Here is a 16,608-nt window from a genome sequence, read left to right as displayed (position 1 = left end):
GAGGTGGCAGAGGGAGGTGGTGCGCCCCGGGGCGGGGCGCGCGTCACCGCAGGGGCGTCGGAGAACCGCCGGACGCTCGTCGCACGGCATCGGACGGATCCGTCCGCGTGAGGTACCGGGAGGTCGCATGGCACGATCCGGCAGCGGGGACGCGAGCGGGACGACGGTCCGGGCCCTGCTCGACGTGGAGGGCCGCACGTACGCGGAGCAGGCGGGGATCCACCTCAAGGACACCCCGCAGCCGCTGTACCAGCTGCTGGTCCTCGCCCATCTGCTGAGCGCCCGGATCCGGGCCGGCACGGCGGTGGCGGCGGCCCGCGCGCTGTTCGGAGCGGGGATGCGGGACGCCAGGCACATGCGGGACGCCACCTGGCGGCAGCGCGTGGACGCGCTGGGCGAGGGCGGCTACCGGCGCTACGACGAGCGGACGTCCACCCAGCTGGGCCGGACCGCCGAGCTGGTGCTCGACGCCTACGGCGGCGACCTGCGCCGCCTGCGCGACCGGGCCGGCGGTGACGTGGGAAAGCTGCGCGCGCTGCTCCAGGAGGCGCCGGGGATCGGCCCGGCCGGGGCGGACATCTTCCTGCGCGAGGTGCAGGGCGTCTGGCCGGACCTGTCGCCGTACCTGGACGGCAAGACCCTGGAGGGCGCCGCCCGGCTGGGGCTGCCCGCCGATCCCCAGGCACTCGCCCGCCTGGTCGGGAAGGAGGAACTGCCCGCGCTGGCCGCCGCGTTGGTGCGCGCCGCGCTGGACGCACACGTCGTCGACGCGGTCCTCGGGACCGCCAACGAGACACAGGGAGGATCCGGATGACCACCGACCACGGCGGACTTCCGCTGCCCGACTACGACCGGCTGTCCGTCGGCACGCTGGAACACCGCATCCGGACGCTGAGCGTCCCGGAGCTGGACCGGTTGCTGCACTACGAGCACCAGCACGCCGACCGCGCCATGGTGGTCCAGGTGCTGACGGCCCGGAAGCGGCAGCTGGACGCCGGAGCCCCCCTGTCCAGCGGCAACCCGGCCGCCTTCAAGCCCGGGACGGCCGGCCAGGGCCGGGGCGGCTCTCCGGTCTCCCCGGCCACCGCGTCGCCGGAACCGGCGAATCCCCCGACGCACGGCGCACCGGACCAGCGGGGCGAACCGAAGGGCGACCGCACCGGCTGACCACACCGGACGGCGTCGTCCCGGCCCCGACCGCCCGCCGGCCGGGGCCGGGACGACGTCGCTGGTTGATGGCAGGCGGCGCCGGCCCCTATCCTGAGTTTGTGCCGCTACTAAACAAAAGCCGGACGGCCGCCCCGGGCAGCCCCGGCGGAGACACCGCCGCGACCTCCCCGACCCGCCTCCGCACCGCCCTGACCCTGTTCTTCGCACTCGACGGCTTCCTCTTCGCCGGCTGGGTGGTCCGCATCCCGGCCATCAAGGAGCAGACCGGCGCCTCCACCGGCGACCTCGGACTCGCCCTTCTCGGCGTATCGGCCGGGGCGGTCGTGACCATGACGCTCACCGGCCGCCTGTGCCGCCGCTTCGGCAGCCACCCGGTCACGGTCGCCTCGGCGGTGCTGCTCAGCCTGAGCATCGCGCTCCCCGCGCTGACCCACTCGGCGGTCGCGCTGGGCCTCGTCCTGCTGGTCTTCGGCACCGCGTACGGCAGCATCAACGTGGCCATGAACAGCGCCGCCGTCGATCTGGTGGCCGCGCTGCGCCGCCCGGTGATGCCCACCTTCCACGCCGCGTTCAGCCTCGGCGGGATGGTCGGCGCCGGTCTCGGCGGGCTGGTCGCGGGCGGCCTCTCCCCCGCCGTACACCTCCTCTGCCTGACGGTCGCGGGACTCGCCCTGACGGCCGCCGCCGGTCCCGCACTCCTGCGGCACCCCTCCGCATCCGCCCCCGAGGCCGTCCCGGCCGACCGGGCGGGTGAGCGGGCGCCGGGCCGTCTCGACGGCCGGTCGCGCCGGCTGGTCACCGTCTTCGGCGTGATCGCGCTGTGCACGGCGTACGGCGAGGGTGCCCTGGCGGACTGGGGGGCGCTGCACCTGGAGCAGGATCTGCACGCCCACCCCGGCGCTGCGGCCGCCGGCTACTCGCTGTTCGCGCTCGCCATGACCGCCGGACGGCTGTCCGGTACGGCGCTGCTTGAGCGGCTCGGCCAGACCCGCACCCTGGTGGCGGGCGGGTCGACCGCCGCCGTCGGCGTGCTGCTGGGCGCCCTCGCGCCGACGGTCTGGCTCGCGCTGGCGGGCTTCGCGGTGACCGGCCTGGGCCTGGCGAACATCTTCCCGGTCGCCGTCGCCAGGGCGGGCGCCGTGGCAGGCCCCGGCGGAGTGGCCGCCGCTTCCACGCTGGGCTACGGCGGGATGCTGCTCGGCCCGCCCGCGATCGGGTTCCTGGCCGACTGGTTCTCGCTGCCGGTCGCGCTGACGACCGTGGCGGTACTGGCCGCGGGCGCGGCGGTCACCGGGTACGCGGTGCGCGACGCGTCGGCGGCGCAGCCCGCCGGGGCGACCCGGCCGGCCGGTGCCGGTGCGACCGGCGCGCTCCGCGCGGAGGGCCGGATTGGGGACGCCGCCCGGGTGTGACGGCCTTGGGATCCGGGCGCCCCTGACGCCCGGACGGCCCCGGCGATCCGGCCGCTTGGGCCGTACCGGCCGGACGGCCGCGCTGGCAGAATCGCGTCATGGAGATCACCGAGCACATCAAGTACCTGGCCTGCGACGGCCAGTTGCTCGCCGACGCGGCCGAGCTGTCGGGCCCCGGCGCCCCGGTCCCGGCCTGCCCCGATTGGCAGGTGCGGGACCTGCTGCGCCACACGGGAGCGGTGCACCGGTGGGCCACCGCCTTCGTGACGGAGGGATACACCTCACCCCGCCCGTTCCCGGCCGAGCCGGACCTCGACGGCGGGGAACTGCTCGACTGGTTCCGCGAGGGCCACGGCCGGCTGGTCGCCGCGCTGACCGAGGCGTCCGACGCCCTGGAGTGCTGGACGTTCCTGCCCGCGCCCTCACCCCGCGCGTTCTGGGCCAGGCGCCAGGCGCACGAGACCGCCGTGCACCGGGTGGACGCGCAGTCGGCGCTGGGGGCGGACGTGGCCGAGCCGGCCCCGGGGTTCGCCGCCGACGGGATCGACGAGCTGCTGCGCGGTTTCCACGCCCGGGAGAAGAGCCGGGTCCGCACCTCCGAACCGGGCGTCCTGCGCGTACGGGCGACGGACACCGGCGACGTGTGGACCGTCCACCTGTCGGACCGGGTCCCGCGCGCGGAGCGGACATCCGAGGGGCCGGCGGACTGCGAGCTGAGCGGCCCGGCGGCACAGCTGTACCTGACCCTGTGGAACCGGCCGCCCACCTCGGCCGACGGGGTCACGGCCGTCACCGCCTCGGGGGACGAACGGCTGGCGCGGCTGTGGCGGGAGACGTCCGCCGTCGTCTAGGGCGTGTCTTTTCGATCAGGCCGGATCGGGGAGCGGGGTCCGGTGCGTGCGGATGCGAGGCGGAGGAGGGAGCCCCTGCGGAGCATGGGCGACCGACGACAACGCCGCGGACGCGCGTGCCGGGGCACGCGAGCCCGGCAGGATCCAAAAGACACCCCTGGACGACCCCTCACCCGGCCGAGGACCCGGCCGGGCGGGGCCTGTTCGACTCCGGTCCGGAGGGGCGGGTCCGTTCGGCTGAAGCCCGTTCGGCCCGCCCCGCCCGGCCGGTGTCAGGCCCGTTCGGCGAGCATGCGGCCGAGCACGGCACGCTGGTGGGGCTGCGCCTCCGCGTGCCGCGCCCGGCCCGAGTCGGTCAGGGCCACCCGTACGCCGCGCCGATCCTCGCTGCACATGCCGCGGGACACCAGGCCCTCCTTCTCCAGCCGCGCCACCAGCCGCGACAGGGCGCTCTGGCTGAGGTGTACGCGGGAGGCGAGCTCCTGCACCCGGTAGGCGCAGCCGCCGTCCTCCGCCGCCCCCTCGGCAAGCACGTCGAGGACCTCGAAGTCGCTGGCGCCGAGCCCGAACCGGTGCAGCTCGCGGTCGAGTTCACACATCGTGCGGGCATGCACGGAGAGCACGTCGCGCCACTGTTCCACGAGCGCCCGCTCAGCCTTGGTCACCGCCATGCGTCCACGTTAGCAGGGAAGACACTGTTTGTTGCATGAGAATTAAATGCGCTTGCATTCAATGCATGTGCATGTACTGTGCTGCGCATGACTTCTCCGCTCAACACCCCCTCCCCCGCCGTGGGTTCGGCCACGGACGAACGCTGGAGCCCCCGCCTGTGGGGCACGCTGCTGGTGCTGTGCGCCGCCATGTTCCTCGACGCGCTCGACGTCTCCATGGTCGGCGTGGCCCTGCCGTCCATCGCCGGTGACCTCGGCCTGTCCACCGCGACGCTGCAGTGGATCGTCAGCGGCTACATCCTCGGCTACGGCGGTCTGCTGCTGCTCGGCGGACGGGCGGCCGACCTCCTCGGCCGCCGCCGCGTCTTCCTGATCGCCCTCGCCGTCTTCGCCGTGGCGTCCCTGCTCGGCGGACTCGTCGACTCCGGCCCGCTGCTCATCGCGAGCCGCTTCATCAAGGGCCTGAGCGCCGCCTTCACCGCGCCCGCCGGCCTCTCGATCATCACCACCACGTTCAAGGAGGGCCCGCAGCGCAACCGCGCGCTGTCCATCTACACCACCTGCGCCGCCACCGGCTTCTCCATGGGCCTGGTGCTGTCCGGGCTGCTCACCGAGCTGAGCTGGCGCTGGACCATGCTGCTGCCCGCGCCCATCGCGCTGATCGCCCTCGTCGCCGGACTGCGGATGATCCCGCACAGCGACCGTGAGGACACCCGCGGCGGCTACGACGTCCCGGGCGCCGTCACCGGGACCGCCGCCATGCTGCTGCTGGTGTTCACCGTGGTCCAGGCACCCGAGGTGGGCTGGACGTCCGCCCGTACGCTGCTGTCGTTCCTCGCCACGGCGGCCCTGCTCGCCGCCTTCGTGACCATCGAACGGCGCAGCGCGAGCCCGCTGCTGCGGCTCGGCGTGCTCCGCTCGGGCACGCAGCTGCGTGCCCAGCTCGGCGCCGCCGCGTTCTTCGGCTCGTACGTCGCCTTCCAGTTCATCGTCACCCAGTACATGCAGTCGCTGCTCGGCTGGAGCGCGCTGCAGACCGCGCTCGCCTTCCTGCCGGCCGGTCTGCTGGTGGCGCTGTCCTCCACCAAGGTCGGTGACGTGGTGGACCGGTTCGGCACGCCCCGGGTGATCGCGACGGGCTTCACGTTCCTGGTCGCCGCGTACGCGATCTTCCTCCAGGTCGATCTCACCCCCCGCTACGCGGCCGTCATCCTGCCCTCCATGCTGCTGCTCGGCGCGGCCTGCGCCCTGACGTTCCCGTCCCTCAACATCCAGGCCACCAACGGTGTGCACGACGACGAGCAGGGCATGGTGTCGGGTCTGCTCAACACCTCCGTCCAGGTCGGCGGGGCCGTCTTCCTCGCCGTCGTCACCGCCGTGATCACGGCCGGGGGTCACGAGGGCACCTCTCCCGCCTCCCCGCAGGCGGTACTGGACAGCTTCCGGCCCGGTCTCGCCGTGGTGACCGCCATCGCCCTGGCCGGACTGCTGATCACCCTCACCGGCCTGCGCGCCGACCGCCGCGCACGGGCGCCTCAGCCCTCGGTCGTGGTCGCCGCGTCGGCCGGCACGCGGGCGGAGCGGGCCGAGCCCGTCGGCGCACGGGACTGATCCCGTCGGGCCCGTCGGCGCACGGGACTGATCCCGTCGGGTCCGTCGGCGGACGGGCCGATCGTCCGGGGAGCGCGGCGCGGCCGGTGGGTGCGGGACTTGCCCACCGGCCGCGCGCTTGTGACACTCGGCCGATGGGGAATCGCACGCAGGCCCAACGGGACGCCATGACCGTGGAGATCGGATACGCCCTGGTGACGGGGGTGTTCCTCGCGGCCGGGGTGTTCGTCCTGTGCGCCGCGCCCGTGCTCGTGCTGGATCTGGCGGGCGGCGCGGCCCGGGGCGTACTGGTGGTGGCGGCGACGGTGGCCGGTCTGGCGTTCATGACGCGGGTGACGCGGGTGCTGTGGCGGTTCGGGAACGGCCACCGCGTCCGGGCGGCCGGAGCGGGGCGCGACAGGCCCGGCTCCTAGGGCGGGCCGCTCCGGCGGCGCGCCGCCCGCCGGGTGGGACCTCGGCCGGGGCGCACGCGGGCGGCGGCCGGCGTCACTCGGGCTCGGCCACGGCGGAGAACTCCACCACCACGTCGTACAGACCCGGATTGGGCGTCACCGGCGTCGGGGCGTCCTCGCGGGCGGCCCGGGTGCGCTCCTCGAACTCGGGGTCCGCGGTGGCGGCCTCCCACGCCTCCCGGCTCCTCCAGTGCGACACGTTGACGAGCTGGAACCGCGTCTTCGACGAACGCGCCCGGTGCAAGCGCGTGTCGAGGAAGCCCGGCTTGGCGCTCATGAGGGCGGCACGCCGCTCCCACTGGGCGACGAACGCGTCGACCTGGTCGGCCGCTATGTCGAAGACGTTGATGAACGTGACGGAGGAACCGGGCGCGTCCTCGGGCCGGCTGTCGGGGGTCGTCATGGCGCACTCCTTGAACGGTCGGCGCGGCCCGGCCGGTTCACCGCCGGCCGGACACGCGGTGGACGTGAACCGCCGCGCACGGGCGGCGGGTCGGGAGCGTACCGAACACCGCGACGGGCGCCGCGCCCGACGTCCGGCGCGGGGCCGGTGGCACCGGTGCGCCACCGGCCGCCCGGCACCGACCGGCCTCCCTGGGCCCCGGGCCCGGCACAAGCACCTACCGGCCTCGCACCGGCCTGCCCGTCACCTACCGACCCGGCGCCGTACCCGAGCCCGCGGCACCGGTGGGCGGCACCAGGGCGGGCGGCCCCGGCGCACGGGTCAGCGACGGCGGTCCAGGGCGTCGAGGGCGCGGCGCGCGGCGGCCGAACCGTGGACGAGGCTCGCGAGCGTGGCGGCACCACGGGTGATGTCGGCGAACGCCCGCCACGCCGGGCGGAAGCCCGTGATGGCCGCGTGCAGCAGGCCGGGCCGCTTCTCGAACAGGGCGAGCATCCGGCGCCCGACCGCCATCTCGACGCCCAGCCCGGCCTTGACGGCGAACGCGTAGTTCAGCGCCTGGCGCCGCGCGTCCACCGCGTCGTTCGCCTCGGCGATCCGTACCGCCCACTCCCCCGCCAGCCGCCCGGACCGCAGCGCGAAGGAGATGCCCTCCCGGGTCCACGGCTCCAGCAGGCCCGCCGCGTCGCCGCAGACCAGTACCCGGCCGCGCGACAGCGGCGAGTCGTCGCTCCGGCACCGCGTGAGGTGCCCGGACGAGATCGCCGGCTCGAACCCGGCGAGTCCGAGCCGGGCGATGAAGTCCTCCAGATACCGCTTCGTGGCCGCCCCCTCGCCCCGCGCCGAGATCACCCCCACGGTCAGGGTGTCGCCCTTGGGGAAGACCCAGCCGTAGCTGCCGGGCATCGGGCCCCAGTCGATGAGCACCCGCCCCGCCCAGTCCTCCGCCACCGTCTCCGGAACCGGGATCTCCGCCTCCAGGCCGAGGTCGACCTGGTCCAGCTTCACCCCGACATGGGCGCCTATCCGGCTGGCACTGCCGTCCGCGCCGACGACCGCCCGGGCGAGCACGACCTCCCCGTCGGCCAGGACGACCGCGACCGTCCGCCGGTCCGGCACCGTCGTGCCGTGCTGCTCGACCCGCGACACCGTGACGCCCGTGCGCAGCTCGGCGCCCGCCTTCTGCGCCTGCTCGACGAGACCCGCGTCGAACTCGGACCGGTCGATCAGCCCGAACAGCATCCGCTTCGAGCGCCGGGTCCTGGCGAAACGGCCGTTCAGCGAGAACGTGACCGCGTGCACCCGGTCGCGCAGAGGCAGCTCGTACCCGGGGGGCAGCGCGTCGCGCGAAGGGCCGATGATGCCCCCGCCGCACGTCTTGTAGCGCGGCAGGTCCGCCTTCTCCAGCAGGAGCACCCGGCGGCCCGCGACGGCCGCCGCGTACGCCGCGGACGCTCCCGCCGGCCCGGCGCCGACCACGACGACATCCCACACCGGCGCGGAGTATGCGTTGCCGGCGTCTGCGTTCTCGCTGCTCACGATGTGCTTCTGCTCCTGATCCCGTCTGGTCCCCACCGGCGCCGACCGGTCCCGGCCGGTCCCGACCGGTCCCGACCCATTGGCCCGTGCCTGTGATCGCATACTACGGCGCGGGCCCCCGTCACCCGCTGTGGGAGGATCGGACGCGCGTTCGCCGTGCAACCACACGCGACGCGAGTCTCGACGTCGCACCCACCAGGAGCGTGCCCATGACCGCCCAGCCGAGCCGGCCGATCCCGCCGATCGCCGCGACCGTCGCCTCGTTGATGCCCCGCGCGAAGGCGGAGCTGACGGAACTGGTGGCGTTCCAATCGGTGGCGGACCCGGCGCAGTTCCCGCCGAGCGAGTGCCGGGCCGCCGCGGACTGGGTGGCGGACGCGCTGCGGGCGGAGGACTTCCAGGACGTGTCGGTGTTCGACACCCCGGACGGTTCGCCGTCCGTGTACGGCTACCTGCCCGGCCCCGAGGGCGCGCCGACGGTGCTGCTGTACGCCCACTACGACGTGCAGCCGCCGCTCGACCCGGCCGGCTGGGTCACCCCTCCGTTCGAGCTGACCGAGCGGGAGGACGGGCGCTGGTACGGACGCGGCGCCGCCGACTGCAAGGGCGGCTTCATCATGCACCTGCTGGCCCTGCGGGCCCTGAAGGCGAACGGCGGGATACCGGTCGGCGTCAAGGTCGTCGCCGAGGGTTCCGAGGAGCAGGGCACGGGCGGCCTGGAGCGCTACGCCGAGGCGCACCCCGAGCTGCTGGCGGCGGACGCCATCGTGATCGGCGACGCCGGAAACTTCCGGGCCGGCCTGCCGACCGTCACGGCGACGCTGCGCGGGATGACCATGGTGCGCGTGACGGTGGACACCCTCCGGGGCAACCTGCACTCGGGCCTGTTCGGCGGGGCCGCGCCGGACGCGCTGGCCGCGCTCATCCGCCTCCTGGACTCGCTGCGTGCCGAGGACGGCTCGACCACGGTGGACGGCCTGGACGCCGAGGGCGGCTGGCAGGGCCTGCGGTACGAGGAGGAGGACTTCCGCCGGGACGCCAAGGTCCTCGACGGTGTGGAACTGATCGGTCACGGCTCGGTGGGCGACCGGCTGTGGGCGCGACCGGCCGTCACCGTCATGGGCATCGACTGCCCGCCGGTGGTGGGCGCCACGCCGTCGGTGCACTCCAGCGCGCGTGCCCAGATCAGCCTGCGCGTGCCGCCCGGCCAGGACGCCGCCGAGGCGACGAAGCTGCTGACCGCGCACCTGGAGGCGCACACGCCGTGGGGCGCGCGGGTGTCGGTGGAGCAGGTCGGACAGGGGCAGCCGTTCCGGGCGGACGTCGGCAGCCCGGCGTACACCTCGATGGCCGACGCGCTCGGTGCCGCGTACCCCGGGCAGGAGATGCAGATCGCGGGCATGGGCGGCTCGATCCCGCTGTGCAACACGCTGGCCGCGCTCTACCCGGACGCGGAGATCCTGCTGATCGGGCTGAGCGAGCCGGAGGCGCAGATCCACGCGGTGAACGAGAGCGTGTCGCCGGACGAGCTGGAGCGCATGTCGGTCGCGGAGGCCCTGTTCCTGGTCAACTACGCCGCCGCCCGGCCCGTTTGAGCCGACAGCGGATCTGCGCACAGCAGAGACGGCGGCGGCGGACGTCCCCGGTGCGTACGTTCGCCGCATGACCGATAACGCGGGTGTGGACGTCATCGAGGTACGGCCCGGACTGCTCATGCTGCGCTTCCCGATCGGGCAGGCGTACCTGTGGGTGGACGGGGACGACGACCTGACGTTGATCGACGCGGGCTGGGCGGGCGCGGCGCCGCGGATCGAGGAGGCGCTACGGGGGCGGGGCCTGCGCCCCGAGGGGCTGCGGCGGATCGTGCTCACCCACTGCCACCGCGACCACGTGGGCGCCGCGGGCGAGCTGGCCGCGCGGTACGGCGCCGAGGTGATGGCGCACGCCCTGGACGCCCCGGTGGTCCGGGGCGAGGCCCCGGTCCCGGACCCGGTCCTGCTGGACTGGGAGGTGCCGCTGTACGAGCACGGGCTGACGGTCCCGGTGGCACCGCCGACCCGGGTGGACCGTGAGGTCCGCGACGGGGACGGGCTCGGCTTCGGCGGCGGGGCGCGGGTGGTGCACACACCGGGCCACACGGACGGCTCGATCGCGGTGCACCTGCCGCGGCACGGGGTGCTGTTCACGGGCGACACCGTGGCGTCGGTGGGGCGGCCGGCACTGGGCGTGTTCCACGTGGACCGTGAGCGCGCCGGGGCGTCGATGCGCCGCCTGGCCGGGCTGGCCCCGGACACGGTGTGCTGCGGGCACGGCGACCCGCTCACGGACGGCGCGGCGGACGCGCTGCGGGAGGCGGCCGAGCGGGACGCCCCGGCCCCACGACGGTAGGACGGGGACGGGAACGTCCCGGCGCGGACGCCCGGCACGCCGACAGGCCCGTGCCACGCCGGCCGACCCGTCCGGCCGGTACCCACCGGCTGGACCGACCCGCCGCCCCTGCCCCACCCGGCCGATCCGGCCACCCGCCGACCGGGCCGGCACGGCCCACGCGGCCCACGGCGCCGGTGGACCGACCCGCCGGCCACCGGGTCGGGACCCGAGCCGCTCGGTGCCGCCGGCCGTCGTGGCCGGCCCGGCTGGTGGCCCCGTCGAGCCGGCCCCGGCCGGAGCGCGGCCCACGCGGCCCGCCCGCTCCCCGGCCCGCCGGCCGTGCGGTCAGCCGACCGGGACGCCGGCCTCCAGGTTCAGCACGGTGCCGCGTTCGCGGGCACGCAGCGCCCAGCGGAGGCGCTCGTAGCGGGCCGGGGGCAGCATCCCGGACGCCTCGTCCTCGGTGACGAACCGCCAGCCGCGCAGCTCGGCGCCCGGCAGCAGGACGCCCCGGGCCTGGGCGGCGGTGAGCCGGCCGCCGTCGAAGAGGAGCCGCAGGCCGCCGAACCCGGGCGGTCGCGGGGGCTCCCAGTCGACGAGCAGCAGCCTGGGCACGGCGTCCAGTTCGAGGCCGATCTCCTCCGCGACCTCCCGCATCCCGGCGCGGGCCGGCGGCTCACCGCGTTCGACGACCCCGCCGGGGAACTCCCACCCGGGCTTGTAGGTGGGGTCGACGAGCAGCACGCGGTCCTGCTCGTCGAAGAGGAGGACCCCGGCGGCGAGGGTCTCGCCGGTCGGCTCGGGCGTCTGGACGATCCCGCACGCGCCGGCCGCCCCGGTGCGTACGGCCTCGGCTATGGTGCGCGCGGTCTGGGCCGGGGTGAGTCGGCTGTTGTCGACGGCGTGGGCGTCGGTGGCCAGCCAGCCGCCGAGCGCCGCGCGGTACGGCTCGATGTGGTCGTACGCCCACTGCCGGATCCGCTCGTTGCCCCCCGGGTCGTCCGCCTGCTCCTCCCGGCCGCCGATACGTGTGCGCAGGATCGTTTCGTCCGGGGTGAGCACCACATGGTGGACGGCGATGCGGCGGGCGGCGAGCCCACCGAAGATCTCGTCGCGGTACTCCTGGCGCAGCAGCGTCATCGGCACCACCAGTACACCGCCGACCTCGGCGAGCATCGCGGCCGCGGCGTCCACGACCATGCGCCGCCACATCGGCAGGTCCTGATAGTCGGTCACTTCGGCGAGCCGCTTCTGCGGCAGCAGGTGCCGCAGCGCCCCGCCGATGATCTCGGGGTCGTAGACGGCGCTGTTAGGGATCAGGTCGACCAGTTCGCGCGCGGCACTCGTCTTGCCGGCACCGAACGCACCGTTGATCCAGACGATCACGGTTCCCCCTCCTCCGTAGCCCCCAAGGGCTTGCCCGCATCAGCGTGCCACGGAAACCCGGGGGAGCACGCGGGTGTCCGATCGGGCACGCAACTGTGGCCGGGCTGTTGCGCTTCCGTCGCGTCCGACGGGGAACCAGAACGTCTCACGGTACGAAGAGATGCCCGCCCGGGGCGTAACACTCCGGAGCGGGTGTCGTTGGAGCAGGTGATGGACAGGGGGTGCGCGATGGCACGCACGGTGTTGGAGAGGTTTCCGGCAGGAGGCCCGCGGGGCTCGTGGCCGGCCGAGGAGTTCGCCCAGGCGCGGCGCGAAGAGGGCTTGGCGGCGGAGGTCGTGATGGACATCGAGGCGGACGCGTTCCTGGTGATCATGCACCAGCCGCGCACGCCGCAGCCCCGCTCGCCGTACTCCGGCGCGCCCGAGCCCCGCGTCGAGGCCGCCGCGCGCTGACGGCGGGCCGGAGAGGGCGACCGCGGCGGCTCAGCCGGTGAAGGTCACCTCGGCGGCGGTGCCGCGCCGGTACGGTGCCGCGGCGGCGGCCGCGCCGAGGAGGCCGGCGTCCGCGCCGGTGAGGGCCGGGGTGACCGTCAGACGCCGGACGAACGAGAGCGTGGCGTAGTCGCGCAGGGACCGGCGCAGCGGGGCGAACAGGACGTCACCGGCGCCCGCCACCCCGCCGCCGATCACCGCGATGTCGATCTCGACGAGCGTCGCCGTGGCGGCTATCCCGGCCGCCAGCGCCCGGGCGGCGCGCTCGAACGACGCGGTGGCGATCGGGTCACCGGCACGGGCCGCCGCCGCCACCGCGACGGCGGTGGTGTCGCCGTCGGGGCCGGGTCGCCAGCCGTTCTCCAGGGCGCGGGCGGCGATGTGGGGCCCGCTGGCGATCCGCTCCACGCAGCCGCGCGCGCCGCACGCGCAGGGGTCGCCGTCCATGTCGACGCTGATGTGACCGATGTGACCGGCGTTGCCGGTCGGGCCGGTGTGCAGACGGCCGCCCAGCACCAGCCCGCCGCCGACGCCGGTGGAGACCACCATGCACAGCGCGTTGTCGTGACCGCGGGCGGCGCCCTGCCAGTGCTCGGCCGCCGTCATCGCCACGCCGTCGCCGACCAGTACCACCGGCAGACCGCCGGTCGCCCGGCGTACCCGCTCGACGAGGGGGAAATTCCGCCAGGCGGGTACGTTGACGGGGCTGACCGTGCCCGCCGAGGCGTCCACGGGGCCCGCGCTGCCGATGCCGACCGCGCCGACGCGCGGCCACAGCGGGGAGGCCGCGAGCTCGGCGAGAACCGCCTCGACGGCGCCCATCACGGTCTCGGCGCCCTCACGCGCCGGGGTCGCCCGCCGCGTCCGCAGCAGCATGCCGCCGCGGCCGTCCACCAGGGCGCCGGCGATCTTGGTGCCGCCGATGTCCAGCGCGGCGACGAGGTCGGAAAGCATCGGTGTCGGATCCCCCGTGAGTCGCGTGTACGTGCGTGAGCGTGCCGGAACATGACGGCGCGGGCCCGCGCGGACGTGGCTGCGACCGACCGGACCTGCGCTTTCAGGGCGACGTTCAAGAGCGGTTCAAGAACCGTCCACTCAGTCTCCCCTGCGTTGACAACGTTGTCCAGGCCCTATGCTCGACGCCACAGCCTCGCACACCGCCCCGTACGCCGGACGACGAACGACAGGACAGCACCCGTGGCAGAGACCACCCGCCGCCCCGCCCACCGCTACGGCAACCGGCCCACCATGAAGGACGTGGCCGCCCGCGCGGGCGTCGGGCTCAAGACCGTCTCGCGCGTGGTCAACGGCGAGGCGGGCGTCACGCCCGACACCGAGCGCCGGGTCCAAGAGGCCATCGAGGCGCTCGGCTTCCGCCGCAACGACAGCGCGCGTGTCCTGCGCAAGGGCCGCACCGCCTCCGTGGGCCTGGTCCTGGAGGATCTCGCCGACCCCTTCTACGGCCCGCTCAGCCGGGCGGTGGAGGAGGTGGCCCGGGCACACGGGGCGCTCCTGATCAACGGTTCCAGCGCGGAGGACCCGGACCGGGAGCAGGAGCTGGCGCTGGCGCTGTGCGCGCGCCGTGTCGACGGGCTGATCGTCATTCCGGCCGGTACCGATCACCGCTATCTGGAGCCGGAGATGCGGGCGGGCATCGCGACCGTCTTCGTCGACCGCCCGGCGGGGCGGATCGACGCGGACGTGGTGCTGTCCGACAGTTTCGGCGGAGCCCGGGCGGGCGTCGCCCACCTCATCGCGCACGGCCACCGCCGGATCGGGTTCATCGGCGACCAGCCGCGCATCCACACCGCCGTGGAGCGGCTGCGGGGCTACCGCGCGGCGATGGAGGACGCCGAACTGGCGGTGGACGACGCATGGGTGTCGCTGGGCTCGACGGAGCCACAGCGGGTGCGGGAGGCCATGGCCGCGATGCTCTCGGGCCCCGACCCGGTGACGGCCGTCTTCGCGGGCAACAACCGGGTGACGGTGACCGCCGTGAGGGAGTTGGCGGGACGTGAGCGGCCCGTGGCGTTCGTCGGCTTCGACGACATCGAGCTGGCCGACCTCCTGGGCATCACGGTCATCGCCCAGGACGCCGCCGCGCTGGGGCGCACGGCGGCGGAGCGGCTGTTCCGGCGCCTCGACGGGCTGGACGACGCGCCGGCGCGCACCGTCCTCGGCACGGCGCTGATCCCGCGCGGCTCGGGCGAGATCCCGCCGGCCTGAGACCGGAACCGCGGGCCCCCCGGTGCGTCCCGACACGCCGTGTGCGAGCGGCCGACCCCGGGGACGCACCGGAGGGCCGAGGCCATCGGCGCCGGCGCCGATCAAGACGGCCGCGTCGGCCGGGACCGCCGAGCCGGTGGGCGCGGCGGCCCCGGGCGGTGGCGGGGGCCGGGGCGCGGACGGCGCGGCCGGGACGGCGTGCGCGCGGTGCGGCCGGTCAGCAGACGGGCAGGCCGGGCACCGGCTGGTCGTTGTCGCCGCCCTGGAGGTAGACGTCGCTGACGTACACGCCGGTGTTGCCGTTGTCGTCGTCCGTCCTGGCCCACCAGACGTTGGTCCACTCGCCGTGGGTCTCGCGGCGGCCCAGGTTCGCCTGGCAGTAGAAGTAGTTGGTGCCCGCGTTGAGGACGCCGGCCTCGCTGCCGTCGGCCCGGTAGGACTTCGCCGTGCGCCACACCTCGCAGTTGTACTTCCCGCCGCCCATGGGGTGGCAGGCGGGCGCGGGGTCGGCGCCGCCGCCGGTGGTGGACGTGGAGCCGCCGCCCGTGGTGGTCGTCGCGCCGCCGCCCGTGGAGGCCGGGCCGGAGCCGGAGCCGCCGGTCGTCCCCGACGTGCCGCCGGTGGACCCGCCGTCGGCGCCGCCGTCCGTGCCGCCGCCGGCCGCCGCCGTCGCGGAGGTGGAGGCGCGCGGCTTGTCCGCCGTGGCGGGCTTCGTTGCAGACGGCTCCGAGGCGGACGGTTTCGCGCCGGGCGTCGCGCCGGAGGCGGACGGGGCGGCGCCGGGGTCGAGCGGCCTGCCGGGGTCCGGGGCGTCGCCGTCGCCGGTCCGGTCGCCGGCCAGCTCCTGTCCGGCGGGCGCGGTCCCGGAGTCCTCCATGAAGGCGTAGGTCACGCCTCCCCCGGCCAGCAGGACGGCGGCGGTCGCCGCCGCGACGACGAGCCTGCCCCTGCCGCCCTTGCGTGCCGCCCGGGTGGGGGCGCCGGTCGCCGCGGGTGCCCCCGTGCCGGGGGTCGGCGTGGCCGGGTGCGGTGCCGGCGCGGACGCGGGCGGAGGGACGTGGGCGGCCGACGGCATCGCGGGCGCCGGGCCGAAACCCTGCGGCTGGTGGGGCAGGACGGTCCGCTCGGTCGGGACGTACGCCGGGGGCGTGCTCGCGGGCCCCGGTTCCCGTCCCGCGGCGACCTCCGCCAGCAGTCGGGCCGCGGTCGCCGCGTCCGGCCGCTGCGCCGGGTCCTTGTCCATCAGCTGCCGCAGTACGGGGCCGAGCGGACCCGAGCGCCGCGGCTCGGGCAGCGGCTCGACGACGATCGCGGTGAGCGTCGACCACGTCGACGTCCGCCGGAAGGGCGAGGCGCCCTCGACGGCCGCGTAGAGGGTGGCGCCGAGCGCCCAGACGTCGGAGGCGGGGCCCGGCTCCTGGCCCTGGGCCCGCTCGGGGGCGAGGTAGTCGAGCGAGCCGACGATCTCACCGCTGCGCGTCAGGTGGGTGGTGGAGCCGTCGCCGGGGTCCTCCATGGCGGCGATGCCGAAGTCGGTGAGGACGACGCGTCCTCCCCGGTCCAGCAGGACGTTGCCGGGCTTGACGTCGCGGTGGAGCACTCCGGCGGCGTGGGCGGCGCCGAGCGCCTCCAGCACCTTGGCGCCGATCGCGGCGGCCTCGCGCGGGTCCAGGACGCCACGCTCGGCGAGCACGTCGTCCAGGGACGGCCCGTCGACGAACTCCATCACGATGACCGGACGGCCCTGGTGGTCCGCGACGTCGTGGACGGAGATCACCCCGGGGTGGCGCACGCGCGCGGCGGCGCGTGCCTCGCGCTGCATCCGCACCCGCAGATCGGCCAGTTCATGGCCGGAGGAGTCGGTGTACGTGCGGAGCTCCTTGACCGCGACCTCGCGGCCCAGGACCTCGTCGACGGCGCGCCAGACGACGCCCATGCCGCCGCGGCCGAGCTGCCGGACCACCCGGTAGCGCCCGGCGATCAGTTCGTTCTCCCCCGAAGACACCGCTGCCCCGTTCCTCTGTA

General features: G+C 75.4%; 16 protein-coding genes. 10 read left to right on the top strand and 6 right to left on the bottom strand.

Annotated features, from left to right (window positions below):
* The first annotated feature begins 127 nt into the window (after positions 1-127).
* The 4 genes from IE109_RS18915 to IE109_RS18900 all read left to right on the top strand — a co-directional run bounded on the left by IE109_RS18915 (position 128) and on the right by IE109_RS18900 (position 3,433).
* Positions 128-814 (top strand): endonuclease, encoded by a 687-nt coding sequence (locus IE109_RS18915; RefSeq protein ID WP_189552090.1) that lies wholly within the window; start codon positions 128-130, stop codon positions 812-814.
* Positions 811-1,167: a DUF8129 domain-containing protein gene (locus tag IE109_RS18910; protein WP_189552089.1), complete on the top strand. Its 357-nt coding sequence runs from the start codon at positions 811-813 to the stop codon at positions 1,165-1,167. Before IE109_RS18915 ends, IE109_RS18910 begins: the two co-directional genes overlap by 4 nt.
* Positions 1,168-1,268: 101 nt before the next feature.
* Positions 1,269-2,582, top strand: coding sequence for an MFS transporter (locus IE109_RS18905; RefSeq protein WP_189552088.1), 1,314 nt, complete (start codon positions 1,269-1,271; stop codon positions 2,580-2,582).
* A 98-nt stretch (positions 2,583-2,680) separates the two neighbouring features.
* Positions 2,681-3,433 carry a maleylpyruvate isomerase family mycothiol-dependent enzyme gene (locus IE109_RS18900; RefSeq protein WP_189552087.1) on the top strand — a complete coding sequence of 251 codons (753 nt, stop codon included), beginning with the start codon at positions 2,681-2,683 and terminating at the stop codon, positions 3,431-3,433.
* Positions 3,434-3,705: 272 nt separating this feature from the next.
* Here the strand turns inward: IE109_RS18900 and IE109_RS18895 are convergent, their stop codons facing one another.
* A complete protein-coding gene (locus tag IE109_RS18895; protein ID WP_189552086.1) occupies positions 3,706-4,104 on the bottom strand; it encodes a MarR family transcriptional regulator in 399 nt (132 codons plus the stop codon).
* An 87-nt stretch (positions 4,105-4,191) separates the two neighbouring features.
* On the opposite strand from IE109_RS18895, the gene IE109_RS18890 reads away from it, so the two are divergent.
* Together IE109_RS18890 and IE109_RS18885 are read left to right on the top strand one after the other, a co-directional pair.
* Positions 4,192-5,715, top strand: coding sequence for an MFS transporter (locus tag IE109_RS18890; RefSeq protein WP_189552085.1), 1,524 nt, complete (start codon positions 4,192-4,194; stop codon positions 5,713-5,715).
* Between the two features lie 134 nt (positions 5,716-5,849).
* Positions 5,850-6,128, top strand: a complete 279-nt coding sequence (locus tag IE109_RS18885) for a DUF6332 family protein (protein WP_189552084.1) — start codon at positions 5,850-5,852, stop codon at positions 6,126-6,128.
* 73 nt (positions 6,129-6,201) lie between these two features.
* On the opposite strand, the gene IE109_RS18880 is transcribed toward IE109_RS18885, so the two are convergent.
* Both IE109_RS18880 and IE109_RS18875 read right to left on the bottom strand, forming a co-directional pair.
* On the bottom strand, positions 6,202-6,570 hold the full coding sequence (locus tag IE109_RS18880; RefSeq protein ID WP_189552083.1) for an antibiotic biosynthesis monooxygenase family protein: 369 nt from the start codon (positions 6,568-6,570) through the stop codon (positions 6,202-6,204).
* A 321-nt stretch (positions 6,571-6,891) separates the two neighbouring features.
* Positions 6,892-8,109 carry a geranylgeranyl reductase family protein gene (locus IE109_RS18875; protein WP_229891227.1) on the bottom strand — a complete coding sequence of 406 codons (1,218 nt, stop codon included), beginning with the start codon at positions 8,107-8,109 and terminating at the stop codon, positions 6,892-6,894.
* Between the two features lie 209 nt (positions 8,110-8,318).
* Between IE109_RS18875 and IE109_RS18870 the strand changes: the two genes are divergently transcribed.
* A complete protein-coding gene (locus IE109_RS18870; RefSeq protein ID WP_189552081.1) occupies positions 8,319-9,704 on the top strand; it encodes a dipeptidase in 1,386 nt (461 codons plus the stop codon).
* 85 nt (positions 9,705-9,789) lie between these two features.
* A complete protein-coding gene (locus IE109_RS18865) occupies positions 9,790-10,497 on the top strand; it encodes an MBL fold metallo-hydrolase (protein WP_189552173.1) in 708 nt (235 codons plus the stop codon).
* Positions 10,498-10,824: 327 nt separating this feature from the next.
* On the opposite strand, the gene IE109_RS18860 is transcribed toward IE109_RS18865, so the two are convergent.
* On the bottom strand, positions 10,825-11,865 hold the full coding sequence (locus IE109_RS18860; protein ID WP_189552080.1) for an NUDIX hydrolase: 1,041 nt from the start codon (positions 11,863-11,865) through the stop codon (positions 10,825-10,827).
* A gap of 228 nt (positions 11,866-12,093) precedes the next feature.
* Here IE109_RS18860 and IE109_RS18855 point away from each other — a divergent pair, with 228 nt between their 5' ends.
* A complete protein-coding gene (locus tag IE109_RS18855) occupies positions 12,094-12,318 on the top strand; it encodes a DUF8839 family protein (protein WP_189552079.1) in 225 nt (74 codons plus the stop codon).
* Between the two features lie 30 nt (positions 12,319-12,348).
* Here the strand turns inward: IE109_RS18855 and IE109_RS18850 are convergent, their stop codons facing one another.
* Complete coding sequence (locus IE109_RS18850; RefSeq protein ID WP_189552078.1) at positions 12,349-13,311, bottom strand: ROK family protein; 963 nt, start codon at positions 13,309-13,311, stop codon at positions 12,349-12,351.
* Between the two features lie 243 nt (positions 13,312-13,554).
* On the opposite strand from IE109_RS18850, the gene IE109_RS18845 reads away from it, so the two are divergent.
* A complete protein-coding gene (locus IE109_RS18845; RefSeq protein ID WP_373297730.1) occupies positions 13,555-14,583 on the top strand; it encodes a LacI family DNA-binding transcriptional regulator in 1,029 nt (342 codons plus the stop codon).
* A gap of 217 nt (positions 14,584-14,800) precedes the next feature.
* Here IE109_RS18845 and IE109_RS18840 read toward each other — a convergent pair whose 3' ends face one another.
* Complete coding sequence (locus IE109_RS18840) at positions 14,801-16,588, bottom strand: serine/threonine-protein kinase (protein ID WP_189552077.1); 1,788 nt, start codon at positions 16,586-16,588, stop codon at positions 14,801-14,803.
* Positions 16,589-16,608 lie beyond the last annotated feature (20 nt).

It is taken from the genome of Streptomyces lavendofoliae, assembly GCF_014649735.1.
Classification (GTDB): Bacteria; Actinomycetota; Actinomycetes; order Streptomycetales; family Streptomycetaceae; genus Streptomyces; species Streptomyces lavendofoliae.
This window is presented reverse-complemented; position numbering and strand designations above follow the sequence as displayed.

Coding starts and splice junctions, on each gene's coding strand:
- IE109_RS18915 (WP_189552090.1), top strand. CDS start 128: ATGGCACGATCCGGCAGCGGGGACGCGAGCGGGACGACGGTCCGGGCC.
- IE109_RS18910 (WP_189552089.1), top strand. CDS start 811: ATGACCACCGACCACGGCGGACTTCCGCTGCCCGACTACGACCGGCTG.
- IE109_RS18900 (WP_189552087.1), top strand. CDS start 2,681: ATGGAGATCACCGAGCACATCAAGTACCTGGCCTGCGACGGCCAGTTG.
- IE109_RS18895 (WP_189552086.1), bottom strand. CDS start 4,104: ATGGCGGTGACCAAGGCTGAGCGGGCGCTCGTGGAACAGTGGCGCGAC.
- IE109_RS18890 (WP_189552085.1), top strand. CDS start 4,192: ATGACTTCTCCGCTCAACACCCCCTCCCCCGCCGTGGGTTCGGCCACG.
- IE109_RS18885 (WP_189552084.1), top strand. CDS start 5,850: ATGGGGAATCGCACGCAGGCCCAACGGGACGCCATGACCGTGGAGATC.
- IE109_RS18880 (WP_189552083.1), bottom strand. CDS start 6,570: ATGACGACCCCCGACAGCCGGCCCGAGGACGCGCCCGGTTCCTCCGTC.
- IE109_RS18870 (WP_189552081.1), top strand. CDS start 8,319: ATGACCGCCCAGCCGAGCCGGCCGATCCCGCCGATCGCCGCGACCGTC.
- IE109_RS18855 (WP_189552079.1), top strand. CDS start 12,094: ATGGCACGCACGGTGTTGGAGAGGTTTCCGGCAGGAGGCCCGCGGGGC.
- IE109_RS18850 (WP_189552078.1), bottom strand. CDS start 13,311: ATGCTTTCCGACCTCGTCGCCGCGCTGGACATCGGCGGCACCAAGATC.